The organism is Caproiciproducens puteiluti, assembly GCF_052442865.1.
Taxonomy (GTDB): domain Bacteria; phylum Bacillota; class Clostridia; order Oscillospirales; family Acutalibacteraceae; genus Caproiciproducens.
Genome location: NZ_CP194790.1, coordinates 981,843 through 1,008,392, shown reverse-complemented (window position 1 = coordinate 1,008,392; position 26,550 = coordinate 981,843). Strand labels below are relative to the sequence as shown.

The window sequence follows — 26,550 nt, the reverse complement described above, 5'->3', positions numbered from 1 at the left end:
ATGAAAAGACTGGACAATCAACAACTTGTTTCCCTATGCACGCAGCTGCGCCGCGACATTATTGAAATGGTCGCCGGCGCGGCCAGCGGACATCCGGGCGGCTCGCTTTCCATGGTGGAGCTGCTCGCCGCGACATACTGCACACAGATGAGAGTAGACCCCAAAAATCCGGACGACCCGGCGCGGGACCGGTTTGTGCTCAGCAAAGGGCACGCTTCTCCGTGTTATTATGCGGTTCTGGGCGAAATGGGATTTTTCGACAAGGCGGAATTCAAAAATTTCCGCCAGCTTCACAGTATTCTTCAGGGCCATCCGGACGCCAAAAAAGTCCCCGGCGTGGACGCTTCGACCGGCTCGCTCGGTCAAGGCGTTTCCATCGCCGTAGGGATGGCGCTGGGAGCCAAAGCGGCGAAAGGCCCACAAAAGGTCTATACGATCCTCGGCGACGGCGAACTGCAGGAAGGACAGGTCTGGGAAGCATGCACCGCTGCCGCCCACTACAAGCTGGACAATCTGACGGTGATGGTCGATAACAACGGGCTGCAGATCGACGGCACCAACGATCAGGTCATGGCTCTGGGCAATCTGCGGGACCGCTTCGAAGCGTTTGGGTTCGACGTGATCGAGCTGGCCGACGGCAACGAGATCGGCCAGGTGATCAACGCGCTGGAAATCCCCGCAAGGCCGGGAAAACCGAAATGCATTCTGGCGCATACGGTCAAAGGAAAAGGTGTTTCCTTTATGGAAAATCAAGTGGGCTGGCACGGGAAAGCACCCTCTCCCGCCGAGCGGGATGCCGCGCTCGAAGAAATGAAGGGCTGATAGAATGAGTGAATTAAAAGCAATACGAGCCGCTTACGGGGAAGCGCTGGTCGACCTTGGCGCAAAAAACGACAAGGTCGTCGTTCTGGACGCCGATCTGGCGCACGCAACCATGACCAACGGCTTCGCCGAAAAATATCCGGAACGTTTCTTTAACGGCGGAATCGCGGAAGCAAACATGATCTCCATGGCCGCGGGACTTTCCACGATGGGATTCATCCCGTTCTGCAGCACGTTTGCCATCTTTGGTGCGGGGCGCGCATACGAGCAGGTGCGCAACAGCGTTGCGTACCCGAATTTCAACGTGAAGCTGGGTATGACGCACGCGGGAATCACGCTTGGCGAGGACGGCGGCAGCCATCAGGCCATTGAGGACCTTGCTCTGATGCGCGTGATTCCGGGCATGACGGTGATTGTGCCGTGCGACGCAAACGAAGCGAAGCGCGCCGTCAACGCGGTGGCCGCTATAAAAGGCCCCGCCTATCTGCGTCTTGCAAGGCCCGCGTCTCCGGTATTCGAGCAGGAAATGCCGTTTGAAATCGGCAAAGCCAATGTTTTGCGGGAAGGCGGCGACGTTGTCCTGTTCGCCTGCGGCATTATGGTGGCTACCGCGCTGGAGTGCGCGGCGAGACTGTCGGAACGCGGAGTATCCGCTTCTGTAGTCAACATCCATACCATCAAGCCGATCGACGAGGACTGCGTGCTGCGTTATGCCTCCCGGTGCAAAAAGGCAGTCACCATCGAAGAGCACAGCGTAATCGGCGGCTTAGGCGACGCAGTATCCGCCGTGCTGATCGGCAGAGGCGATTTCCGGTTCAAAAAAATCGGGGTGCAGGACCGTTTCGGCCAATCCGGAAAACCGGATGAGCTTCTGCGTGAATACGGTCTGGACACGGATTCCGTATTGAAGCAGATAAAAACCATTTTATAAAAAATCCCCCGGACGGCGTCATGTGGCCCGAGGAAATAAAGGAGAGATACCATGAAAATAGCACTGATAAACGAAAACAGCCAGGCTTCCAAAAATGAATTGATCTGCAGCGTACTGAAAAAGGTAGTCGAACCAATGGGTCATACGGTATACAATTACGGCATGTATACGGCAACGGATAAGGAATGGCTGACTTATGTACAGAACGGCATTCTGGCCGCCGTATTATTGAACAGCGGCGCGGCCGATTATATCATTACCGGCTGCGGCACCGGCGAAGGAGCCATGCTCGCGCTCAACAGCTTCCCCGGCGTGATCTGCGGCCATGTGGTCGACCCGAGCGACGCCTTCATGTTTGCCCAGATCAACGACGGCAACTCGATTTCCCTTCCCTTTGCAAAGGGCTTCGGCTGGGGCGCGGAGTGCAACCTGGAATATATCTTTGAAAAACTGTTCGGCTGCGAGAGCGGCGGCGGCTATCCGAAGGAAAAGCAGCAGGTCGAGCGCAGCAACAAGAAGATTCTTGACGCCGTAAGGGCAAACAATTTCCACGATATCATTACCTGCCTGAAGGGCATCGATCAGGAACTGCTGAAGGGCGCTCTCGGCGGCGCGCACTTTAAAGAGCTTTTCTACGCGAACAGCAAGGACGAGGCTCTTACCGCATTTGTAAAATCAGTCGTAGGCGAATAAGCAAGCGATAATCCAACTGCACAGTGATCTTTCGATATTTCAGCTAAAAGCGGCCATCACTTTTTGTGATGGCCGCTTTTTTATCTTGCACTGCTCCATGCCATCGCTGCGGCGACGGCGCGTTTCCAGCCTTTATAGTATGCATCGCGACTTTCCTCGCTCATGGATGGCTTGAATACTCTGTCTATCTTTCGGGTAGAGGCGACGTCATCGAGATCTTTCCAGAAGCCCACCGCAAGTCCGGCAAGATATCCGGCGCCTGTGGCGGTGGTCTCAACGTTCTTTGGACGTTCGACATCACAATTCAGGATGTCGGCCGTGAACTGCGCCATCAGGTTGTTTCGGCAGGCTCCCCCGTCCACCTTCAGCATTGAGATTTTCTGGTCCAGACCGGCCAGTGCACAATCATACAGATCTTTCGTCTGATAGGACAGGGAAGCAAGGGTAGCACGTATAATATGATTTTTGTCGGAGCCTCTGGCAAGACCCACGATTGTGCCGCGGGCATAAGGATCCCAGTAGGGAGCGCCCAAACCCGTAAAAGCGGGTACCACATACACCCCTTTGCTGTCCGCAATCTTGTTGGCAAAAAATTCGGAATCGGGGGTTGCCTCAATAAATTTCATGTCGTCACGCAGCCATTGCACAGCCGCACCTGAGCAGTACACAGTAGCCTCTGCCAAATATGTAGGTTGGCCATTCAGGACCCAGCCTAAAGTTGTAGTCATGCCGTTGTCGAACGAAGGGACTGTGTCGCCACAGTTTACATCAATAACTCCGGCGGTACCGTAGGTAAATTTGGACATGCCCTTTTTGAAAGCACACTGGCCGAATGTTCCGGCCTGCTGGTCGCCTGCAACACCGGTAATCGGAATCGGTTCCTTAAAGATTGCGGTAGCTTTGCAGAATAATCCGCTGTTTTCTTTAACCTCTGGCAGCATGTTACTCGGAACTTCCAGAATATCAAGAAGCTCCTGATCCCACTTCAGCTCGCGAATATTGAACATCATGGTCCGGCTTGCATTGCTGTAGTCTTCTATATGCTCTTTGCCTCCGGTCAGATTGTACATAATCCAACTGTCGACGTTGCCGAAAAACAGTTCTCCATTTTTAGCTTTTTGCCGTGCTCCGGGCACATTTTCGAGTATCCAGTGGACTTTTGTTCCGGAAAAATAAGGGTCCACAATCAAACCGGTTTTTTTCTGGAAGGTGGAGCCGTATCCCTTTTCCTTTAATTCGTCACAATACTCGGCGGTTCTTCTGTCTTGCCAGACAATCGCGTTATAGACCGGTATTCCCGTATTCTTATCCCATACAACGGCTGTTTCCCGCTGGTTTGTAAGACCGATCGCTTCGATCTGATCTTCCGTAATGCCCGCATCATCAATCGCACCTTTAATAACCTCAATCGTTGACTTCCACATTTCAACAGGATTGTGCTCCACCCAGCCGGGTTTCGGATATATCTGGGTCAGTTCTTTCTGCGCGATGCCAATCCAGTCGCCGTCATGATTCAAAATAATCGCCCTGGTGCTCGTCGTACCTTCATCGATGCAAAGAATATAATCTTTCATTTGAACTCCTCCTAATAAAAAATAATATTGATAAACGGACCGCTCCGTTTTTTCACTAAATAATTAAGAAGGCTTCCAGATTGCTGCATGAACAGCACTTACAATCAGAAATACGAATCCGGACAGACGTAGTTTGCGAATTGCCAGCCTACGGAACCACGCAGTATTTCAAGTTTTCAAGTCTAGTCTTCTGTTCGTACGGCTTTCACAATATCATAGAACCTTGTGAAGATGTCATCCTCCCATTGCTTATCAAACCAGCCGAGATAATAAACCAGGTCGTCGGAAGTAAAGCGCTTCCGCATAAGATTGGCATTGCGCACAGCCCAGCGGACCCGCTCCTCAGTAATGGGGGCGTCAAGCTCGCTGAACAGCAGCGGATGCTTTGACCGGTTAAGCGCTCGGGCACATTCCAGCGCGGTATAGGGTAACAGGCCGGAAAAAACGGCGCTGTATGTGTCCCAACTCTTCAGAAATGCCTCAAATTTCGGACGGGCATCCGTCCAATTTTTAAGCTTGACCGCATAGTCGCTCCAGCATTCGCGGCCCATTTTTCCGGAAGGGTCCAGCGGCTCAAAAACACGAAGCACGATTTTTTCCATTTTGTCGGCAGCTGGATAGCAGCTGTCGATGTTGATCCCGCCGGAGGCAAGTTCCCTGTCCAGACGGCTGAAAAGCTTTTCTATGTTGATCAGTGACAGTATCATTGCCTCACCAACCTGCTGGCCGTGCAGCCCCGTCTTACGCTTGTCATAGGCGGCGCTCATATCTAACATGTGGCTTACGACATGTTCATAGCCTGACATTGGCACGGAATCTCTGGCAAACATCATAGTTAGGCCGGTCAGATGCAGACAGCTGCCCAATACTTCCATCCCCTCGTATGTACGGTTCGCGATCTCCTCCATATAAGGGACCAGAAGTTCCTTGACATCATCCATAATCCGCCAGGAACCGTCGACAAAATTTGATATGCCCATACAGTCGGCCAGATACCAGTCGGCAAATGCGCAAAATACCGGGAAGAGGTCGCCTACTCCGCCTACGGTGTAATGTAACGGGCAGTCCATCAGCGTCTGAATGTCCATAACAATAATGTCCGGAGTGCGCGAAGGCCACGTACGTTTGACATGATCCTTCATAATGATGGATGAAGGCGATGTGTAGGCAGGCACACTGTTGGCCGTCATTAAGGAAACCAGCGGGAGCGGCCTGATCCCTTTTTCATCACAGTAACAGTAGCAGGAGTGCTTGGTTATGTCGGTAACTACGCCGGAACCGATGGACAGCACGGCACAGCGCTCATCCAAGCGGGCCATAACCTTTTCCACCTGGCTGAATTCCGCATGGACCACTCCATAGGAATCACCCTCTAGAACAAGCCGCTCGATCTTATAACCAGCGTTTGCAAGCAGGCCGAGCACCATTTCTTTCAGCTTTTCGCCCCTGCGCAGCATGACCGTTTCATCCATTACGGCGAGCACGCGGCACCCTGCCTGCACTCCCAAAGACTGCAGTATCTGCGGAAGCTGGAATATTGCATCCTGTCCCTCAATAACGCCTTTCATTTCGATTTCGGGAATCTGCTCATAATCGGACCAACGCGCAATGCGCCGGTTTAAATCTTTCATGTTGCCAACATCGTATTTGTATACGAGCGGGGGCAGACGGTTTAACATAATCGCCCTTCTTTCAGATGTTATCGGCTCTAAAGGTGGATTCCAAACACTGTGAAAATATAGTACTAAATGTACATTTTATCCACCTGTTATCCGGACTATATTATTCATAATAACCTATTGCAATCCAAATAGACACATTGAAAAAAATTGCAAGGACCAATTATAGAAAATAATTTCAATATTAAACTCAGTTTTAAAAAATAATTTCAAGTGGGTCCAAAACCACCTCTTTACGGACCTGACAGATGCAAATCCTGTGTGCAATTCCATTTTGCGGTTAACAGACGGAATCGGAAAATGGGATTGGTACAACTTGCAATATCCGTAAATTCCGGAAACGGCGGCAAGTCCACATTGGCGTTTGACGGATAAGGCGACGGAGGCATGTGAAAATATTTTCTATGTTGTTGAAAAGTGAAGGTTCCCATATAATACGCATAGAATCACCAAATAAAAAAAACGGAGGTATTTTTAGTATGAACAGATTTTACAGTTCGGTTCTCAACCCGATGTACGAAGGAGTCAATCTTGATGAGTTATGTGTTGCAACATATCTGATTGCCTGCAGGAAGAATGAAGATCCTATCATTAAGGCGACTGCAATCGGAATCGAACAGACCACAGGCTCATGGGTCGATGTTCCCGAAGAGACAGAGGAAGTAAGGATCAACTACGCAGCCAAAATTCTTGCCATTTACGAAGTACCTGACTATGAAAATCAGTCGAATGTCAACGACGACATTGCCGAGGACGGCAAACGGTGGTATATCGTCAGGATGGGGTATCCGACCGTCAATATCGAAGACAACATCCCTCTGCTGTTTGCCACTATCCTGGGTAATGTCACCGCTATGCCCTATCTGAGAATCCTTGACATTGATTTTCCAAAAAGTTATGTTTCAAAGTTCAAAGGTCCCAAATTCGGTATCGAAGGCATCAGGAAGATCCTCGGCGCATACGGCAGGCCGTTGCTGAACAACATGATCAAGCCCTGCACCGGTTATACTCCGGATGTCGGCGCAAAGCTTTTCTATGAAGCCGCGGTCGGCGGTGTGGATCTCATCAAAGATGATGAATTGATCGGCGGCGACAGGTCATTCAACTCTCTTGAAGAACGTGTGAAAAAGAACATGGATGCCGCACACAGAGCCGACAAGGTCAAGGGGGAAGTCACCATGTATGCCGTCAACATTACGGACGAAATCTCTCGTCTTAAAGACAACGCATACAAAGCCATCAAGGCCGGTGCGAACTGCCTCATGGTAGATACTTTTGGTATCGGTTTGTCAGCACTGAGGGATCTTGCCGAAGATCCTAAGATCACGGTTCCGATTCTTTCTCATTGCTGCTTTGGTGCCTCTTGGACGGTTTCGCAGTATCAGGGCGTCAGCTCACTTGTGCTGACCAAACTGACAAGGATGTGCGGTGCAGATACGATGCTGCTGGAGCCGCCTTACGGCAAATTTGATATTACCAAGGCAAAATATATCAAGAACTGTATCGCCTCGGCTGCAAAATTCTATGATTTGAAGCCCACTCTGCCGATGGTTGGCGGAGGAGTCATTCCCGGACTTGTTCCACAGCTTGTAGACGACATCGGCCCCGATGTTCTGCTTGGCGTTGGCGCCGGTATACATGCCCATCCGATGGGCCCAGCCGCCGGTGCAAAAGCTATGAGAGTCGCTATGGATGCAACCATGAAGGGCGTCAACCTCAGAGAAGCCGCGAAATCCTGCGAAGAGTTGGCTTGTGCCATCAAAATATGGGGCATCTACGGCGAAACCAACGTGAAAGACAATTACGCTCTTTGATACATACGTTTCCGGTCCGTTGCCCCCATCACTCCACTTTTCTTACGGCGCGGACCTGTCCCCAAAGAGGACAGCGAATAAAACTGTCCTGATACAGAATTCCTTCCGTCAAAAGCAAACTGGCGTCGCTTGAAAGCGACGCCAGTTTGCTTTATGGAGGCCCATAAGCACCTCCCAGTGTTCTTGTAAAGGGTATGGAGTCTTGAAAATATCAGTGTGAAAATATTTTCCCTCTTGTTAATAATTGAAAGTAGCAATATAATTTACACAACATACAAAATTAATAGAAATTAAATAAATATTATATGCAATTATTATATAACAAACAGTTACTCGTATGCTTTCGATGCTTTCAAATCAAGAAGATTTGTTGTTTCAATATGCTGCTTGAAATTAAGACGGAGGTAGAATATGGAATCTGAAGTTTACAATCAATCGACTTTTATTATTCTCAAAGCCGCTTATCTCTACTACATAAAAGACATTCCCCAAAATGAGATTGCCGAAATGCTGAATATATCCATCACGACTGTTTCGCGACTTATTAAAAAGGCGAAAGAAGAAAAGATTGTGGAATTTGTGATTCGTGATCCTTATATAGACTGCATTCGTCTGGAAGAGGAGCTGCAAAAAACATTCGGGCTAAAAGATGTCATCATCGCACCCACCCCAATGGCGAATTCAGTTGAAAATAATATCTCCAGCTGCAATAACGTCAAAAAGTTGGTCGCTTTGGAAGGAGCCAGATATCTTCAGAGAATTATCAGAGAAAATGATACCCTTGGGATTACATGGGGAAGCCATATGTATTATTTGATTAACTATTTGAATCCCTGTCAAAAGGTTGATGCATCGTTTGTTACGCTTCACGGAAGTATTGCATGCTGCGACAACGAACTTGATGTGCGTACGCTTGTTTCAAGGATGGCAAAAGCTTTTTCAGGGAGAAAGTACTATTTGTTGACAGAAGGTCTTATGAGCAACAAAAACGTTGCGAATTCAATCAAAAATGAAAAAAATATTCAAACCGTATTTGAGATGTTTGATAATATTGATATTTCAATTAACGGAATTGGTTCCTATTATCCGACCTTGAGTTCGGTGTTGGCCAAAAAAGAGTATTTGAATCAGTTTGAGGTAGAAGATCTGCAAAGTAAAAATGTTGTGGGCGATGTTGCCCTTCGTTTTTTTGACATGCACGGAAAGGAATGTAACACCGATCTGATTGACAGGACAATTTCCATTGATTTTGAAAAATTTAAAAAAATCAAAACAAAAATCACCATTTCTTCCGGGGAAGGGAAAGCTTTTTCAGTTTGGTCCGCTTTAAAGGGACATCTCATTGATGTATTGATTACGGATTACATGCTTGGAAACTCCATTTTAAAGCTAAACAGAAAAATGACATCCCACACGCAAAAGCAAGTTCAAGCAATTTAGCCATCGGTTCGAGCAATCTGCGAAGGGCGGCTTTATCAGTGCTTTTTGCATAAGGAAAATATTTTCCATGTTGATAGAATTTCAGGGCAGCAATATAATACTGGCAGAATATTACTTTATCCCATTGAAAAGAGGAGTAAATGATGAAAACGGATATTATCATTATTGGGGGCGGAGTCATTGGCTCAGCAATCGCTCATCAACTAGCGCGATATAATCTGGATATCGTGCTGGTCGAAAAAGAAAGTGATATTTGCATGGGGTCAAGCAAGGCTAATTCCTCCATGGTTCATGACGGTTACAATGTGGACAGTCAGAAATTAAAGGGTAAACTGGTTTTGAAAGCAAATCCATATTTTGAAAAACTGTGCAAAGATTTATATATTCCATATGTAAAAAACATCGGATCCATTGTCATTGGCTTTGAAGATGACGATATGAAAGTCATGAAAGAACAAATGGCCAATGGCCAAAAAAACGGGGTAAAGGGATTAAGAATCGTCGGAAAGGAAGAACTCCGTCAAATGGAGCCGAATATCAATCCGGAAGCAATGTTCGGGCTTTACAATCCAAACACCGGCACCATAAACCCCTTTGAATTGACGAGGGCTTTGGCAGAAAATGCGGTCTTAAACGGCGTCAAAGTATTGCTAAACACAGAGGTTCAGGGAGTCCTTGTAAAAAATCAGAAGGTCGAAGCGGTACGGACCAATAAAGGAGTTATTGAAGCTAAGGTGGTAATCAATGCGGCCGGGCTTTTCGCCGATAAGGTTGCGGCAATGGTGGAAAATATCGATTTTGAAATCAAGCCGAGAAAAGGCCAGTATTTCCTGTATGATAAAAAGTGGGGTGATTACGTAAAGCATACCATTTACTCCTCACCGACAAAAATTTCAAAAGGTATGATTATCGTTCCCACTACAGAGGGGAACATTCTGGCAGGTTCCAACGCCCAGTTGCTGGACGACAAGGAAGATGTTTCCACAACATATGAGGGGCTGGAAGAAATCTACGGAAAGATCATTTCCCGTATTTTTCCGAAACTTCCCCGCATGGGCGACGTCATTACCACATTTACAGGGCTGAGAGCCGCCGCCACAGGAGAAGATTTTATAATCGGATACGCAAAGACAGTAAAGGGATTCATCAATGTAGCAGGAATTCAGTCACCCGGATTGTCCTCCTGCCCCGCAATTGCTATGATGGTTGAGGATTTGGTCAGAGGCCTTCATTATGACCTAAACTTTACGGAAAAAGGAAATTATCGAATCGACCGTCCGAAACCAATTGTACTTAGGGATCTTTCCTACGAGGAGCGGGATGAGTTGATCAAAAAGAATCCCGATTACGGAACCATCATTTGCAGGTGCGAAACAGTGAGCAAGGGGGAAATTATTGATGCAATTCACCGCCCGATTCCCGCAACAAATATCGACGCTGTCAAACGCAGGACACGCGCCGGAATGGGGCGTTGCCAAGGCGGATTCTGCGGACCCAGAGTATTGGATATTTTAAAACATGAGATGAACATTTCTCCTCTTGAAGTCACAAAAAAAGGAAAAGGTTCCTTTGTGCTGGCATTTAATAACAAAGACTTGTCTTTACAGGAAGCGAGGAGAGATCATGAAAAGATTGTATTATGATATCGTTGTTATCGGCGGCGGGCCGGCGGGCCTGTCGGCAGCTCTGGAGGCAAAGAAAAACGGTGTTGAAAAAATTCTTATCTGCGAAAGAGGATCCAGCCTGGGTGGGATTTTAGAGCAGTGCATTCACAACGGTTTCGGTCTTCAGTACTTTAAAGAAGAGCTGACCGGTCCCGAGTATGCCGACAGATTCATCAAAAAGGTAAAAGAAACCGACATTGACGTTAAATTGAACACTATGGTAATCGACGTTCTTGATAATAGAAAAATTATCGCCGTTAACCACATTGACGGATTGTTTGAGATCGATACAAAAGCAGTCATCTTAGCAATGGGCTGCCGTGAACGAACCCGCGAAGCATTGACGATTCCCGGAGAACGGCCATCAGGCGTGATGACCGCCGGAACCGCACAGAGATACGTCAACGTGGAAGGATATCTGCCCGGTAAAGAAATTGTCATTCTGGGATCGGGTGACATCGGGTTGATCATGGCAAGAAGGCTGACTTTGGAAGGAGCAAATGTAAAAGGTGTTTTGGAGGTCATGCCTTATTCTACCGGCTTAGTCCGTAACAAAGTTCAATGTCTGGACGATTATAACATTCCGCTTTACTTAAATCACACGGTTATCGACATCCATGGAAGAGAGCGGCTTGAAGGAGTCACGATTGCCGAAGTGGATAAACAGCTAAAAGCAATTCCGGGATCGGAAAAACGAATAAAATGCGATACATTATTATTATCCGTCGGTTTAATACCGGAAAACGAACTGTCTAAAAAGATCAATGTTCAGTTGGATCCGGTTACCAAGGGGCCGATTGTCGATGAAAAGCGCCGGACCAGTGTACCCTGGATCTTTGCCAGCGGGAACGTCCTGCATGTTCACGATATTGTGGACAATGTGACTGTGGAAAGTGAAATCGCAGGAAAAGCCGCTGCCGAGTACATAAACAGCCAACTCAATGCAAGAAAGAAAAGAATATCGGTCACTCACGGAGACAACATCGGCTATGTTGTTCCACAGTTCATAGATTTTGATGACGCAGCAGAGAAATCCGTCAGGCTTTATATGCGTGTAAAACATCCGGACAGGGACGTAAGCATTGTGGTAAAGGACAATGGCGGAAAGGTTATCGCAAATTTTTCAAAAGAAGCTGTAACGCCGGGCTCGATGCTGGCGCTTCCTGTCCCTGCAAACCTTTTACGAAGTGACCTCGATAATATTGATATTTCAATCATGAAATAGGAGATGAGAAAGGTGATTGAGAAAAAAACAATCATTTGCATCGGTTGTCCAAAGGGATGCAGCATCAAAATCAACCATGACGGCGGGAGTATTCAAGATATCAGCGGATATACCTGTAAAAAAGGATTGGAATATGCTCAAAATGAATTGATTTCGCCAAAACGGATTTTGACTTCCACAATAAAAATAGAAAACGGCGATCCCCCACTTCTACCTGTCAAAACAAAAGACGCGATCAGCAAAGGGAAAATATTCGACTGCATGAAAGAAATATGTAAAATCGAATTGCAGGCCCCAGTAGCATTGGGAACGATTGTCAAGTCCAATATTGGAGGAACCGGCATTGATTTGGTGGCCACAAACAACATCAGCGTCAAATGTGCACAACTCGTATAAGTTTTGATTTTACTATTCCATAAGAGAGGAAATTTGATTATGAAATATTATGAGCGCCTTAAAGATATTCCAGCCGGCAAAGCAGAACCGTACATTACACATTACATGCTGAAAGAGGAAAACGGATGCGTAGCGGGATGCTCTGCAGGAATTAGTATTCACACAAAAACAGAATATCCGGCTCCTGGAAATCATGCAGATCAGGAAGGCTTTCTAGTGCTGGAAGGAACCGGCTGGGCCAAGGTTGGAAGTCAAGAATTCAAAATTGAGCCTGAAACATCTTTCATTGTTCCTGCAAATATGCCTCATACCATTAAAAAAGATATTGATTCTATTCCCGTCAAGGTTTTTTGGTTTCATGCCGCAATATAAAAAATGAGACTGCTATCCCTAACCGCAACGCAGTATGGGTTCCTTCCTTTCTCAAAGTGCCCATAACTGTTCTTTATATATTGTGAGGTTTCGGACTTCTGTATCTAAAATAACACCTTCCCTTTATAGCAGACGCCTTTGGTAATACCCTAAGTAATTGCGGCCTTTCTGAAAAATATCAGAAAGGCCGCAATTCTTTTCCAAAATAATATTTCAGCCGGCAATCGGACCTTGAAAACCAACCGCAGAGGCACCCGAAAGGGTTTACGCACCGAATTTTTATTTTTTCTTTTCCAGTCCGAGTTCCTTCAGCAGAGGAGAGAAATCATCGCGCATTTTGTCCAGATCGGTTTTCAGTTCATCGCCGGTTTCATACTTCAGATAATTGTAATCGCCGGTCTTCTGTACGATTTTAATAAATTCGGGGTCTTCCATGGTCTGTTTAAAAGCGTCATGAATTTTCTGAACAATGTCGTCCGGCAAACCAGCCGGTCCGCTGATTCCTTTGTTGACCTGTACGACCACATCGTAGCCGCATTCCTTGGCGGTTGGGACATCCGGGTAATCAACAAGCTTTTCATCGCTGAAAATTGCCAGCATGCGCAGCTTGCCGCCTTTGAGCTGCTCGCTGATTTCCGTGGGATGAAGCACGCTGGCGTCGATGTGATTGCCAAGCAGTGAAGTGGTCGCTTCGGAAGTACCGCCGCCGAACGGGATTTCATTGGTTTTGATTCCCGCCGTTTTGGTAAATCTCTGCCATGCCATATGATTGGTTCCGCCGGGCACGCCCGCCCCGGCTTTCAGCTTTCCGGGATTTTCCTTGCAGTAATTCACCAGGTCCTCAAGGGTCTTCCACTGAGAATCCGCATTCACAACTATTGCCATAGGAAGAGATTCAATGCCGATAATATGTTTTACATCCTTGACCGGATCATAAGGGGCTCCCTGCACGATGGGAGTCGTGGTAAAGTTTCCGGAAGAGGTGATCAGCAAAGTATATCCGTCCGGCTTGGATTTCAGAACATAATCCGTCCCGATCGTGCCGCTTCCGCCCGGTCTGTTTTCCACCATAACGGTCGCACCGATATACTTGTTCACCACAGAGGCAAGCGCGCGGCCGAGAACGTCCGACGAGCCGCCCGCCGCGAACTGGTTGATAAGGGTAATCGTCTTTTTCGGGTAATCGCTGTTTTCTGTCGTTTTGGAATCCGCCGCGGTGCTGTTTGCCCCGCCGCCGGACTGTGACTTAGGCTGGCTCTGGCAGCCGCCTAAAAGCGGAGTCGCCATCAGAGCAACCGCAAGCAAACCACAGACTGCCTTTTTAATAGATAACATTTTTCAATTCCTCCCTAATCTTCTACTATGAAATCCGGCCGTAAGGCGGCCTTTCCGCCTCATACGCCCGAATACATCGCCTTATGAAACGACGGGCCGGATCAGTCCTCAGAAATAGAAACCTTATATTTCTTCTTCACCTGTCCGACTATGACCCAAATAAGCACAGCCAGGCAAACCAGATACATGGAGCCGGCGATCGGCCGCATAAAGAGAGTAGCAAAATCGCCGCCCGCAACCAGCAGCGACTGGCGCAGACCCTTTTCAAATACGTTGCCAAGAACAAATCCGACAATAATGGGAGCCGGTGAGATATTCACAATCTTCAGAATGTAGCCGATCACACCGAAAATCATCAGAATCAGGAGATCAAAGGTACTGTTGTTTACGCTGTATGTACCAATCATCATAACGGCGACAACAATCGGCATCAAAATCTCCGGTCTGACCTTGGTGAGAGACGCGAACACTCCGACCAGAGGAAGGTTCAGAATCAGAAGCATAACATTGCCGATATACATGCTGGCTACAATCAGCCAGAACAGGTCGGCATGCCCGCTGATGAACGTAGGTCCGGGCGCCACACCCTGCAGCATAAAGCCGCTGAGCAGAACAGCCGTAGCGGGCGCGAACGGAATTCCGAGCGCCAGCAGGGGAATCATCGTGCCGGAAGCGGCGGCGTTGTTGGCGGATTCGGGACCTGCTACGCCTTCGATCGCGCCGTGTCCGAACTCTTCTTTGTGCTTGGAGAAATTTTTCTCCATTTTATAAGAAACCAGCGAGGAAACAACCGCGGCGGGGCCGGGTATCAGACCGATCGGGAAACCGATCGCGGTGCCGCGCAGAATGGGAGCGACCGACCGTTTCAGTTCTTCTTTTGTGGGGTACAGATCCCTGAATTTTACCTTGATGAGTTCCCCGACCTTGTAGGGCTCTACCGCGACGGAGAACACTTCCGCCATACCGAAAAGGCCCATAATGACCGGAAGCATCTCAATTCCTTTGGACAGATCCAGGATATCGAAGGACAGACGGTTGATTCCGGATATCGGGTCGATTCCGATCGTCGTGATAATCATGCCCAGAATAAACATTCCGAGGGAAACCAGAAACGACCCCCCGGTCAAATTGCTGAGCAGGAGCATTCCGAGTACGGCAATCGAGAGATATTCCTGAGGTCCGAAGGAAAGGGCAAAATTTCCAAGCGGCGGAGCAAAGATCATCAGCAGGACAACCCCCACCGTGCCCGCAATGAACGAACCGATGGCCGAAACGGCAAGGGCGGCTCCCGCGCGTCCTTTCTTTGCCATTTCGTGTCCGTCAATCGCCGTGACCATTGAGGCGGATTCCCCCGGTACGTTCAGCAGAATAGAAGTGGTGGAGCCGCCGTACATAGAGCCGTAAAAGATTCCCGAAAGCAGAATCAGGCTCGTACTGGTATCCAGCCCGAAGCTAAACGGCAGCAAAAGCGCCGTCGCTCCAACAGGGCCGATTCCCGGCAATACCCCGACGACGGTTCCCACAAACACGCCGGCAAAACAGGCGATCAGATTCTGAATCGTAAGCGCCGACATAAATCCGGTACCTAATTGGTTCAATATATCCATATTTATCAACTCTTCTCCATAAAAGCTCTTGAGCCATTATTTAAATGAAACTAATTAACCCCTGCGGCAGCGGCACCTGCAGTACCATTGCAAACAGACAGTAAAAGAAAGCGGATGTAGCCAGACCCAAAACAGTGAATTTCCACCACTTTTTAAGTCCTGATATTTTGGACAACAGCAGAACCAGAATAAAAACGGAAATCAGTGAACCGAGAAAATCGAACATGGGCAGGAACGCAAAGCAGACAAGCACATAGAGTCCCAGCCGGATCAGGCTGGTCTTATCCTCGTCGTTCCCTTCCTTCTTTTCCAGCTTCTGCCGGAAGGCCTGTACGGTCAGACAGGACGACAGAACCGTACCGACCACCCCCAGAAAAACGGGAACGAAGCCCGGGCCAGGAGTGGAGAAATCGCCCACCTCAAGCTGCATGCACAGGAGCGTATAAACAATGCAGAAAACATTAAAAGCAACAAAGAATATGCGTTTTGACAGGGTCATCATATTCACCTCTTTTACAGAAGACTTCGGATTTCTTTCTCAGGCATTTTGCCATTTCGGATGCCGGTAGACCTCGGGGTTGCATACGTTTGGCCACTTCTCCCCTCTCAGAACAGCAAGCGTCCCTTCCACGGCCATCAAAACCGTTTTTTCCGTCGTTTCCTGCGTCTGGGCCGCCATATGCGGTGTAAGAATCACGTTGGGCAGCTTCATGAGTGGATGGTCGGGCTTCATCGGTTCGTCCGCCAGCACATCCAGTCCTGCGCCGGCTATCTCATGATTCGTCAGGGCTTCGATCATATCCGGCTCGTTGACGATGTCGCCTCGCGCACAGTTCAGGAAAAATGCGGTCTTTTTCATCGCTGCAAACTGTTTCTGAGCGAACATTCCGCGTGTAGCGGGCAGGGACGGCATATGGATGGATACGAAATCACCCTGTCCGACCGCCTCGAGCATATCGTAAGAGTAAGAATAATTCAGCGCGGCCACATCTTCCTTTTTGATGTACGGATCATAGACGCAGACCTTCATCCCTACAGCGCTGCACAGCCGGGCTGCTTCCCTGCCGATGTTTCCGAAGCCCAAAACCGTTATGGTCTTTCCGGCCAGCTCTACCGCGGCGTATTTACTGCGTATTGAGAAATTTCCTTTCCGTGTTTCTTCCACGCTTTCAAGCAGATTTTTGCTGAGGGCAAAAATGAGAGCCAGAGTGTGCTCTGCTACCGCATGGAAATTCGCGGCAGGGCAAATCACAACGGGAATCCCTCGTTCGGTGGCCGCGGCAACATCCACGGAATCCACCCCCACTCCCGGGCGGGTAATCACCTTCAGCTTCGGGCAGGCTTCGATCGCTTTCCGATCGATCTTCCCGATCCTTAAAATATAACCGTCCGCCTGTTTCAGCTGTTCAATGATTTCGTCGCTGTTTCCATTGTCGGGAACAATCAGGTTTGCTTTTCCGGCAAGGGCATCCATGCCGGGCTGGTAGAGTGCGTGCGACAATACTACGGTATCCAAAGCCTTAACACCCCTTTCCGGAACGGTTACAGATTTTTCTTGAATTCTTCGTATTTCCGATTGATTTCTTTTGTCTTATCGATAATCTTCTGTTCCTCTTGCGGAAGGATGGAATCCTGCGGCAAGATTACCCGCTTATCGGTAAATCCAAGCTGCGACAGCGCGAATTTATTGGCGGAGGTGGCATTCTTCGTCATGCCGAGGATTTCAGAGGTTTCGCGCAGCAATTCATCATATTTCATCGTCAGATCGATATTTTTGGAACGGCCCGCCTCGTATGCCTTCACAAACAGTTCGGTAAACAGCGGCGCGATGGAGGGGACGAATCCGTCCGCACCCAGCAGCATACTCGGCATCGCGTAAGCGGTCGTACCCTGAAGCACGGCAAAATCCTTGTCCTTAAAATAATCCAGACATTTCATGAATTCTTTAAAATCGCCCGAGCTGTCCTTCAGGCCGACCACATGGTCGATTTGGGAGATACGGATAATGGTGTCAGCCGACAGCTTTAATCCCGTAAACATTGGAATGTTATAGATCATCAAATCGATCGATGTTTCCTTCGCTATCTTTTCAAAATGGCGCACCGTTTCATCCTGAGAAGTATGGCGGGCATAAAAAATCGAAGTGACCACCGCGCATGTTCCGCCCATTTGTTCAAGGCTCTTGATGTTATCGATCACGCGACGGGTGCTGGTATCCATCACGCCCGCCATGACCGGGACTCTCCCGTTCGTCCGTTTCAGCACAACATCGATGGCATGGTCTCTTTCCTTCTGTGTAAGGGCCATTGTTTCCCCGTTGCTTCCGGCCACAAACAGCCCATGCAGGCCGCCGTCAATACAGTGGTCAATCAGTCTGCCGAAGCCTTCCTCATCAACGTTTTCTTTTTCATCCACCGGCGTAATGATCGGCGGAATGACACCGTAATACTTCTTATTCATCGATTTACTCCTCCATTGTTTTGAATCTCTGTTTTATGACAGACGTTTACAAGGCCGGCCCTTCCCCAGTCAGCCGTACGGCGTATTCGATTGCGTTGATCAGGCTCGACTCGCTCGCGGTCCCCTTGCCCGCCTGATCGAAAGCCGTTCCGTGGTCCACAGAGGTCCGGATGATCGGCAGTCCAAGGGTGATATTCACCCCTCTGACGGATTTCCATTTCCCGGCGTCCCGGTCGTAAACAAAGCCCAGAACCTTCAGAGGGATATGCCCCTGGTCATGGTACATCACCACCACCATGTCGTACCATCCGCCCCGTGCCTTCGAAAACACCGTGTCCGGCGGAAGGGGCCCGTCGGCATTGATCCCTTCTGAAACGGCCTGACGGATCGCCGGCAGAATTTCTTCTGTTTCCTCGCTGCCAAACATCCCGTTTTCCCCGGCGTGGGGATTCAGACCGGCTACGGCGATCCGCGGCTTTTCGATCCCGAATTTCCGGCAGGCGCTGTCAGCCAGCCGGATCACATGGTAAACCCGGTCCTTTTTCACCCGGTCGCAGGCGGTGCGCAGCGACACATGAGTGGACACGTGTGCGACGCGCAAATCGCCGTCCGCCAGCATCATGGCGTAATCCCGGGTACCCGTAAGCTCCGCGTAAATTTCCGTATGCCCGGAATAGTGGAAGCCCGCAAGGTTCATGGCTTCCTTGTTCAGAGGGTTTGTAACGGTCGCGTCCACCTCATGGGACAAGGCGAGCTCAATGGCCTTTTTAACGCACTCGAACGCCGCCCCGCCCGACATGGCCGAAACCTTGCCGTATTCCAGCTTTTCTGTTTGCACATTATGTAAATCGTAAACGTCCATTGTACCGAATTGAAAACGGGAATCCGCCACCCTCGAAACAGGATGGACGGCGATTTGTCCGGTACCGACGATCCCGACCGCTTTTTTCATCACTTCGGCGTCCCCGATGACAACGGGGCGGCAGATGCCGTATACTTTTTCATTCATAAGGGTTTTTACCGTAATTTCCGGCCCGATTCCGGACGGGTCGCCCATGGTAATTCCCAAAATCGGAAGGCTGCTCATTTTTCTCCGTCCTTTCGCACTACAGCACCTGCCGATAGATGTTTCTGATATCGTCAAGACTGAGTTTTTTCCGGTTATTGTTCAGTAAGCGGGTAACCTGGCTGCCCGCTGCTACCAAAAACTCAAGGTCCTCTGCCGGAACCCCAAAGCTGCCGAGTGTTTTCGGGATTTCCGTAAACCTGCAGATCTCTTCGATCAGATCAATGAGATGCCTTGCCTTCCGGGTTTCCGTTTCTCCCGGGAAGTCCGGCTCCACGGCCTCACAGATATCCGCCAGCCGGTCTGCGCAGTCCAGAAGGTTACAGTTCATGACCGGTGCAAGCAGGATGGCGTTGGACACGCCGTGTGCGATATGATATGTTCCTCCCAGCGGATAGGACAGTGCGTGAACCGCCGTTGTACCGGAGGAGGTGATCGCCACTCCCCCATAGAACGCCCCGACCAGCATATTGGCTTTTGCTTCGCTGTCGTCCGGGTCCGAATAGGCTCTGCGGATACTGCCGAAAATCAGCCTCGCGCCTTCCAAAGCAAATGCGTCGCTGAACCGGTTCGCCTTGTTGGAGGTGTAGCATTCCACACAATGCGCCAAGGCATCGATGCCGCTGGACGCAATGATTTTTCGGGGCAGCTTCGCGATCAGATCGGGATCGAGAATTACATAGTCGGGAATCATCCCGTCATTTACAATGCCGACCTTCAGTTTTTCCTCGGGTACCGCTACGATGGCATTGCAGGTCGCTTCCGAACCCGTCCCGCAGGTCGTCGGCACCATGACCGTCCGGATTTTTTTTACTGCGAGCGATGGGTCCTTTACCAGATCGCCGACCCGATATTCAGAGCCTTTCAGCATGGACACCAGCTTTGCCGCGTCCATTGTGCTTCCGCCGCCCACCGCGATAATCAGGTCGCAGTGCATATCCTGTGTCTCATCAATCACCTTCTGCACGTCATCTACGCTCGGTTCCGGGACCAGATCATCGATGACCCGGTATTTTACCCCGCACTGATCCAAAACCTTCAGGGCAAAATCCGTTACTCCGGAATCGCGGACTCCTTTGTCAGTAAAAACCAGAACCTCCTTCGCGTTTTCCGCAGCGACCATCTCCGAAAGCTTATGTACGCTGCCCACCCCTCCATATACGCAGGACGGCATTTTCATTTTGTAATTAACCACCATAAAGTCTCCTTTCATTTTCATTCCGGTTATCGTCAAGGTAATTAACAACCTGGATCAGGGCATCTCCGTTGCCAAACCCGCCGGATTTCGTGATAATTATCATTCCGTCGGCTTCCCCTCCTACCATCCGTCCAACCGGAATTCCCGCCGCAATCTCATCGCACAGCTCGATCCCTTTTGAACGAAAAGCCCTGCATATCTGCAAGGAGGTATCTCCCCCTGTCGACACTACCGCACAAAGCCGAATCTTCCGGTATATTTTTTCCACCGTTTCCCCCAGCGCCGCGGCAATATTGACCGCCTCAGGATCTTTGTTTTCCGGTTTTGGCTTTTCCTGTGTTTCAGAAAACAGGCTGCTTACCGCCAGAAGAATCAGTTTATGACCTTCCTGCACCGTCTGCAAAATTTGATCCGTACATCTTGTAATTTCCTCGCTGTATGACCGGCCTCCGTTTTCAACCTTGGAGACATCAATTTTGACGATCGGTGTCAAAAAAGCTTCTGAAATCTGCTGAAGCTGAACAGCGGTCTCTTTCCTTCTGGAACCGGCAACTACAAGAACCGCATTTTCGGATTTTTCACTCGTAACAAGTTCTTTCTGGAATCTTTTTTCGTTGCTGAGCTGTTTTGCGAAGCCGGCACTTCCGCAAAAAATCATTTTTCCATCGATCGGTTTGGCAGCGTTTTTGATCGTTTCCAATTCCGAATCGGAAGTAGCGTCCGCAATAAAAATCTGAAAGCCTTCCTTTTGTTTCCGTTTCATCAGCTGTTTTAAGCTTTCCGGGCCTTTCCCGATTTCCTCCAAGGAAAGCTTAAAAGTGGAACGTTTCGAACCTTCCCTGAAAATCTTTTCCACATTGATCCGGTCATCCTGCGTTACCATGATTCCATTGACAAGCTGCCTGCCGTTTTCAGGAAAGCTCGGCACAACAAGCGCCGTTTCGGCCCCCAGCGCGTCCATCACTGCGTCCAGTTCCGCCGCGGGGTTCCCCCGAAGCAGGGAATCGATTTTTTTATAGACGTATTCCGTGGGGATTTCGCTGATCTGTCTGGCAAGATTATAAACGCGTCTGTACGCTTCCTCCGAAGCCAATTGCCGGCTGTTTACATTAATGGAAAGGGCATCATAGCAATTGCAGCATTGCAGATATTCGCTCTGCACATCGCTGTATTCCGTTTGAACCATTGTGGAAAATCCGTTTTTCTGAAACTGTACACCGGTATCATTGGCGCCGGTTAAATCATCCGCAATAATGATAATCATATTTCATCAATCCTTTTTGCTTTCAGTACCCTATTGACTTCTGAATTTCGTAAAAAGTCGAATTTCAATTTGTTGCTGACCCGTATATTCCTCCCATCATCAACCATTCTATTTTGAAACAAATCATTCTATGCCATTCACTTTCTGTTTCAAATTATAGTATAATATATTTAAAATTGCAATAGGATTTCATAAATAATGATAAAAAATCCAGACGCAAGTTTCAAATTGCATCTGGATTTTTTGTAAAGGTAGGAACGCTAACTTAAATTTGTTTCATTTTTACTAGTCTCTTCGCTTCATTCATTTTTCATACGTCTCCAGATCGTAGTGCGGCTGACCCCAAGCCGGTTGGACACGCGTGTTAAATTCCCATTCTCTTCATTCATCACATTCCGGATGATATCCTGTATCTGTTCATCCAAAGTTTTATCTGACACATTCTTGTGTACGGGCTGCAGATCGGTTTCCGCTTTCAACACTTCGGAGACGCTTTCCGCACTGATATAAGGCTCTTCGGCTTCCATGACCAGCTTGAAAACAATACGCTGCAGTTGGTCAAGGTTGGTTACCCAATGGAAATCCGTCAGAAGCTTCAATCCCCCATCGTCAACGGCAACAATTTGTTTTCCATACTGGGAATTGGCAAGATTAATATAATTGCTCGTCAGGTCCCTCATATCCCCGCTCCTTTCCCGCAAGCTGGGAAGATGGATCCGATATTCGCCGACACGCTTGCCAAGCTCTTCCAACAAAGTACCGGCTACCATCATCGTCTCCGGGGATTCACATACAGACGTTAAAAGCAAATGCGTACGGGTAAAATCCGGAGCAGCCAGCATTTCCAGCAAAATCCGCTGGTTCTGAAGGCTCAGCGCCTGAAGCTGCTTCAGATAAAGTGTTGAGGAAGGGTCCGAATCAATGAGGGCGCGGCTGTTTTTCAGGCTGTCGCTGTCCGCGATTTCACCGTCGATGGTAACAAAGGGATGCTGACGGTTAACGCTCATGGAATGAATCATTTTTGCAAGAGCATCTTTCCCCGTTCCGATTTCTCCGGTAATAAGGATCGGAACGCAGAGCTTGCTGAATTTTTGTACCTCTTCATAGGTTTCCCTGAGATAAGTACTGCTTCTGCCAAATACCGTGATGGAAAAATCCGCGGTATTCTGAACGCTTTCGGCAGTGATCCCTTTCAACACCGATTTCTGATCGATACATTTTGAAAGGTAAAACACAGCATACGGATGATTGCCGCCGGCATAGATCCTCGTCCCGGTTTCATTCCAGTAATGGCCGCCCAAATCCAGCAGCGCCTGCTGTTCTCCGGAGCTCAGCACGATTTTTGAGTATTCAGCCAATTCAGCCGCCACTTTTCCGGTATCTTCTTCCGGCAGCTTCTGATACACTATATTGCCCGTACAATCGAAGACAGCGCAGTACTGGGGAATTTGGCGGAGCGTTTCCATAAGAAGCTCTGTTTTCAGGCTGTATTTTTGGATATACTCATAGATCTTCAAAGCATCGTTGAAAGCTTTTTTAACGCTTTCCTCACCGGATGTCAATAAAATTGCGTTAAAGCTCATTTCCTTGGCTTTTTCCACCGTAATGGTGTCGCCCACAATAACCAGGTAATCTCTCCGCCGCAGTTCGGACAGCAATCCCGGCAGTTCTCTGGAATTTTCAATTGTAAAGATATCGATTTCGCTTCTCAGAAGGGTTTTGATCGCCTGAGCGCCTTCCGTAATGCTGTGGTATCCCACTATGGCCGCTTTGCCGGAAAAGTTATGTGTAAGCGCTATTACACGCATATAATCGTAACCTGAAATATCAATACTGATAACCGGAATGGAAACCGCTTCCTGTATCATTTCAGCCGTACCGCCTCTGGAGATAATCATTTGATATCCGTCCTGCTGCGCACGCGCAGCAGCCTCTACGCCCTGATCAAGGTTGCCGACCTCCGTCCTGATATCAAACATCGGATACTGTCTGGCTATATTGAAAGTCAATTCACCGAGTCCTTCATAAGGAACTACAATGAATACTTTTATTTTCGGCATTCACCTTCATCCTTTCCTATTGCTGTATTCCAATTGCGCAAGCCATCGTTTTGTAGTTACATTATAACACAGGCTTATGCGTTATCAAGTAATATTGATTAAAATTGTAACAGTTCTTGAAGGCCTTTTCGATCTGAAAGCCGAGTGCTTTCTATTATGTACAGTTTTCGTGCCGTTCTCAGGGTGAAACAGTGATCGGTAAATATGGCGTCCGATTCATGACGGAAGACATGGCGCGCCGCGCAGCCCGGACAAAACGGAATTTGTGAGAAATGTGAGCTTTCATCTTTTCCCATGCTTGAAAATGTTTCGAACCCGGATTACAATGGAATTAATAGTATTGAGAACAGCTTTGACAAATTTGTCAAAGCAATCGGCAGCTCGAAAAAACAGGAGTGATCAGTTTTTAATGGATAATCCGCAGACGCTGCTGAAACGTTATTTCGGCTATGATGCGTTCCGCCCCGGGCAACGGAAAATCATCGACAAAATACTGCGCGGAGAGGATGTAATGGCGGTTATGCCGACAGGCGCGGGAAAATCGGTGTGCTACCAGATTCCGTCGCTGCTTTTTCGCGGCATTACGATTGTAATATCTCCGCTTATCTCTCTCATGAAGGATCAGGTTGACGCTTTGTCGCAGTCGGGAATCCCCGCGGCATACATCAACAGCGCGCTTTCGTCCGGCCAGCAGTATGCGGTGTTTGAGAACGCAGAAAACGGAAGATACAAAATCGTCTATGTTGCTCCTGAAAGACTGGAAAACGAGAACTTTCGCGAACTGATTGGAAAGCTTAACGTTTCCATGATCGCCGTCGACGAAGCCCACTGCGTCTCGCAGTGGGGACATGATTTCAGGCCAAGTTATACAAAAATAGCGGAAATGATTGCCTTGCTGCCGTCCCGCCCGATTGTTGCAGCCTTTACCGCGACGGCAACTCCGCAGGTTCGGGCGGACATCGTCCGATTTTTACAGCTGCGGCAGCCCTTTACGCTGACGGCCGGATTTGACCGGGCAAACCTTTATTTTGAAGTGGAAAAGCCCCGGAACAAAACCGCCGCGCTTCTTGAGTTCCTTGACAAACACAAAAATAAATCCGGGATCATCTATGCTTCCACAAGAAAAACGGTGGATTCCCTGTGTCAAAGGCTCAAAATCAGCGGGCATCCGGCCGTGAAATATCACGCCGGGATGCCGGAAGCGGAACGAACCGGAAATCAGGACGATTTCATCTACGACCGCATAAATCTGATGGTTGCAACCAATGCGTTCGGCATGGGAATTGACAAATCGAACATTTCCTTTGTTATTCACTACAATATGCCGCAAAGCGTCGAAAACTATTATCAGGAAGCAGGAAGAGCAGGACGCGACGGCGAAAGAGCCGAATGTATTCTCTATTATTCCGTATCCGACATTGTCACGGTTAAATTTCTGATTGAAAACGGCGCAAATGACAGCGATAAGGCGATCCGTTTCCAAAAGCTGAATGATATGGTTGATTACTGCAACACCGATAAATGCCTGCGTTCTTACATACTGAAGTATTTTGGAGAGCTGGACGCAGAAAACAAATGTGAAAATTGCGGCAATTGCAACAGCCGGGTTGAGAGCACGGATATCACGGTGGAATCACAGAAAATCATGTCGTGCATTATCCGCATGGGCGAGCGGTTCGGGAGCGGGATGGTCACCGGCGTGCTGCGTGGCAGCAACACGCGAAAAATAAAGGAAATGGGCTTTGACCGGCTCAGTACCTTCGGTATCATGAAGGAATATTCCCCGGAAACGATAAAGGAACTCCTGTCGTTTCTGGTTTCAGAAAGATATATCGGGCTTTGCGGGGATCAATATCCAATACTGAAGCTAACGCCCTCAGCCCGGGATGTCCTATGCGGCAGAACTGCCGTTTCTATAAGACGCGCCATCCTGAAGCAGGATTCCGCCCAAAGAAGCGCAGTTCATCCGGACGAGAAGCTTTTCGAAATTCTTCGCGGGATACGTGCCCGCCTTGCGCAGAAGGAGAGCGTTCCGCCTTTTGTCATTTTTTCGGACGCCACCTTAAGTGAAATGTGCGGAGCCTATCCTGTCGATCAGGAAAGCCTGCTTAGGATTTCCGGCGTGGGCAGCGTGAAACTGAAAAAATTCGGGCGCTGCTTTACGGAAGCCATTCAGACGTATGTCGAAGAAAACCATATTCAGGTTCCCCGGAATATTCCCGCGGACACCCCCCAAAAGCAAGAGCGGAAAGCGTCGGAAACTGTCAGCGATACAAAGGAAGAAAGCTACCGGCTTTATAAAGACGGACTTGATATTGACGAAATTGCAAAGGAACGCGGGCTTACCACGGATACTGTGGAAAAGCATCTGCTGAACTGCCTTCAAAATGGGCAGGAAATTGACGCACGCCTGTTTGTAACCAAAGAAGAAGAACTGTTGATTACGGAAGCCGTAAAACGCTTCGGACGCGACAGGCTAAAGCCCATCAAGGAAGCTCTGCCTGAAAAGATAAGCTATGGGGCTATCCGATACGTTCTATACAAAAGCAGGCTGGATTGAACCCCCCGGGCACACAAAAAGGGATTGCGCTTTCACGATTTCCAGCTTTTTTCTTTCTTCTAAATTCAGTATTTTTGCAACACTGTCCTTTTTATTTTCCAATCCAACCGTTTTTAAAGCTGACATCACAATTTGTTCGGCATCTTTATAGTCGGAATGTTTGCAAAACCCGCCGACCATAATTATGAAGCGTCGTCATATTGCCGAAGGGCTGCACGATCTGGTAGCTCCGGGCAATACCCGCTTTTGCAATCTGGTGGGGCTTATTACCCGAAATCATGCTGGCCCTGAAAAACTATTTTGCCGTACTGATCGGAATAGAGCCCGTAATACATCCAACCATCGTGCTTTTCCCCGAGCCGTTCGGCCCTAAGTCATGCACGCATTGAA

The 26,550-nt window shown here is 48.6% G+C and carries 21 protein-coding genes; 10 read left to right on the top strand and 11 right to left on the bottom strand.

Translation table 11 applies throughout. The features are described 5' to 3' along the window. Genes ACRQU7_RS04790 through ACRQU7_RS04780 form a run of 3 tightly spaced genes read left to right on the top strand, consistent with a single transcriptional unit; the run spans window position 1 to window position 2,446 of the window. A complete protein-coding gene (locus ACRQU7_RS04790) occupies window positions 1–822 on the top strand; it encodes a transketolase (RefSeq protein ID WP_141827354.1) in 822 nt (273 codons plus the stop codon). 4 nt (window positions 823–826) lie between these two features. Next, complete coding sequence (locus tag ACRQU7_RS04785) at window positions 827–1,753, top strand: transketolase family protein (protein ID WP_444644145.1); 927 nt, start codon at window positions 827–829, stop codon at window positions 1,751–1,753. Window positions 1,754–1,804: 51 nt separating this feature from the next. After that, a complete protein-coding gene (locus ACRQU7_RS04780; protein ID WP_444644143.1) occupies window positions 1,805–2,446 on the top strand; it encodes an RpiB/LacA/LacB family sugar-phosphate isomerase in 642 nt (213 codons plus the stop codon). 80 nt (window positions 2,447–2,526) lie between these two features. Here the strand turns inward: ACRQU7_RS04780 and glpK are convergent, their stop codons facing one another. Continuing rightward, window positions 2,527–4,020 (bottom strand): glycerol kinase GlpK, encoded by a 1,494-nt coding sequence (gene glpK, locus ACRQU7_RS04775; RefSeq protein WP_444644141.1) that lies wholly within the window; start codon window positions 4,018–4,020, stop codon window positions 2,527–2,529. A 182-nt stretch (window positions 4,021–4,202) separates the two neighbouring features. Further along, a complete protein-coding gene (locus ACRQU7_RS04770; RefSeq protein ID WP_444644139.1) occupies window positions 4,203–5,699 on the bottom strand; it encodes an iron-containing alcohol dehydrogenase in 1,497 nt (498 codons plus the stop codon). A gap of 479 nt (window positions 5,700–6,178) precedes the next feature. Between ACRQU7_RS04770 and ACRQU7_RS04765 the strand changes: the two genes are divergently transcribed. The 6 genes from ACRQU7_RS04765 (at window position 6,179) to ACRQU7_RS04740 (ending at window position 12,610) form a co-directional block, all read left to right on the top strand. Next, the gene (locus ACRQU7_RS04765; protein WP_444644137.1) at window positions 6,179–7,513 is read left to right on the top strand and encodes a RuBisCO large subunit C-terminal-like domain-containing protein; all 1,335 of its coding nucleotides are present in this window, start codon (window positions 6,179–6,181) and stop codon (window positions 7,511–7,513) included. A gap of 411 nt (window positions 7,514–7,924) precedes the next feature. Continuing rightward, the gene (locus tag ACRQU7_RS04760) at window positions 7,925–8,953 is read left to right on the top strand and encodes a sugar-binding transcriptional regulator (protein WP_444644135.1); all 1,029 of its coding nucleotides are present in this window, start codon (window positions 7,925–7,927) and stop codon (window positions 8,951–8,953) included. A gap of 143 nt (window positions 8,954–9,096) precedes the next feature. After that, the gene (locus ACRQU7_RS04755) at window positions 9,097–10,596 is read left to right on the top strand and encodes an NAD(P)/FAD-dependent oxidoreductase (protein WP_444644133.1); all 1,500 of its coding nucleotides are present in this window, start codon (window positions 9,097–9,099) and stop codon (window positions 10,594–10,596) included. Next, window positions 10,586–11,842: an NAD(P)/FAD-dependent oxidoreductase gene (locus ACRQU7_RS04750; protein ID WP_444645502.1), complete on the top strand. Its 1,257-nt coding sequence runs from the start codon at window positions 10,586–10,588 to the stop codon at window positions 11,840–11,842. The genes ACRQU7_RS04755 and ACRQU7_RS04750 overlap by 11 nt, the downstream gene beginning before the upstream one ends. A gap of 12 nt (window positions 11,843–11,854) precedes the next feature. Next, window positions 11,855–12,238, top strand: a complete 384-nt coding sequence (locus tag ACRQU7_RS04745) for a DUF1667 domain-containing protein (protein ID WP_444644131.1) — start codon at window positions 11,855–11,857, stop codon at window positions 12,236–12,238. 39 nt (window positions 12,239–12,277) lie between these two features. After that, on the top strand, window positions 12,278–12,610 hold the full coding sequence (locus ACRQU7_RS04740) for a cupin domain-containing protein (RefSeq protein ID WP_444644129.1): 333 nt from the start codon (window positions 12,278–12,280) through the stop codon (window positions 12,608–12,610). Window positions 12,611–12,889: 279 nt separating this feature from the next. Here the strand turns inward: ACRQU7_RS04740 and ACRQU7_RS04735 are convergent, their stop codons facing one another. The 9 genes from ACRQU7_RS04735 to ACRQU7_RS04695 all read right to left on the bottom strand — a co-directional run bounded on the left by ACRQU7_RS04735 (window position 12,890) and on the right by ACRQU7_RS04695 (window position 23,600). After that, entirely contained in the window at window positions 12,890–13,945 is a 1,056-nt protein-coding gene (locus ACRQU7_RS04735; RefSeq protein WP_038322824.1) for a tripartite tricarboxylate transporter substrate binding protein, read from the bottom strand. 101 nt (window positions 13,946–14,046) lie between these two features. Continuing rightward, entirely contained in the window at window positions 14,047–15,552 is a 1,506-nt protein-coding gene (locus ACRQU7_RS04730) for a tripartite tricarboxylate transporter permease (RefSeq protein WP_444644126.1), read from the bottom strand. A gap of 40 nt (window positions 15,553–15,592) precedes the next feature. Beyond that, a complete protein-coding gene (locus tag ACRQU7_RS04725; protein ID WP_444644124.1) occupies window positions 15,593–16,054 on the bottom strand; it encodes a tripartite tricarboxylate transporter TctB family protein in 462 nt (153 codons plus the stop codon). Window positions 16,055–16,090: 36 nt separating this feature from the next. Next, window positions 16,091–17,068 carry a hydroxyacid dehydrogenase gene (locus ACRQU7_RS04720; RefSeq protein ID WP_444644122.1) on the bottom strand — a complete coding sequence of 326 codons (978 nt, stop codon included), beginning with the start codon at window positions 17,066–17,068 and terminating at the stop codon, window positions 16,091–16,093. A 26-nt stretch (window positions 17,069–17,094) separates the two neighbouring features. Further along, on the bottom strand, window positions 17,095–18,012 hold the full coding sequence (locus ACRQU7_RS04715; protein WP_444644120.1) for a dihydrodipicolinate synthase family protein: 918 nt from the start codon (window positions 18,010–18,012) through the stop codon (window positions 17,095–17,097). A 46-nt stretch (window positions 18,013–18,058) separates the two neighbouring features. Next, a complete protein-coding gene (gene pdxA / locus ACRQU7_RS04710; protein WP_444644118.1) occupies window positions 18,059–19,099 on the bottom strand; it encodes a 4-hydroxythreonine-4-phosphate dehydrogenase PdxA in 1,041 nt (346 codons plus the stop codon). 19 nt (window positions 19,100–19,118) lie between these two features. Continuing rightward, window positions 19,119–20,276 carry an iron-containing alcohol dehydrogenase gene (locus ACRQU7_RS04705; RefSeq protein ID WP_444644116.1) on the bottom strand — a complete coding sequence of 386 codons (1,158 nt, stop codon included), beginning with the start codon at window positions 20,274–20,276 and terminating at the stop codon, window positions 19,119–19,121. After that, complete coding sequence (locus tag ACRQU7_RS04700; protein WP_444644114.1) at window positions 20,266–21,540, bottom strand: four-carbon acid sugar kinase family protein; 1,275 nt, start codon at window positions 21,538–21,540, stop codon at window positions 20,266–20,268. Before ACRQU7_RS04700 ends, ACRQU7_RS04705 begins: the two co-directional genes overlap by 11 nt. 299 nt (window positions 21,541–21,839) lie before the next feature. Then, window positions 21,840–23,600, bottom strand: a complete 1,761-nt coding sequence (locus ACRQU7_RS04695; protein ID WP_444644112.1) for a PrpR N-terminal domain-containing protein — start codon at window positions 23,598–23,600, stop codon at window positions 21,840–21,842. Between the two features lie 409 nt (window positions 23,601–24,009). Between ACRQU7_RS04695 and recQ the strand changes: the two genes are divergently transcribed. Beyond that, complete coding sequence (recQ, locus tag ACRQU7_RS04690; RefSeq protein WP_444644110.1) at window positions 24,010–26,160, top strand: DNA helicase RecQ; 2,151 nt, start codon at window positions 24,010–24,012, stop codon at window positions 26,158–26,160. Window positions 26,161–26,550: the final 390 nt, after the last annotated feature.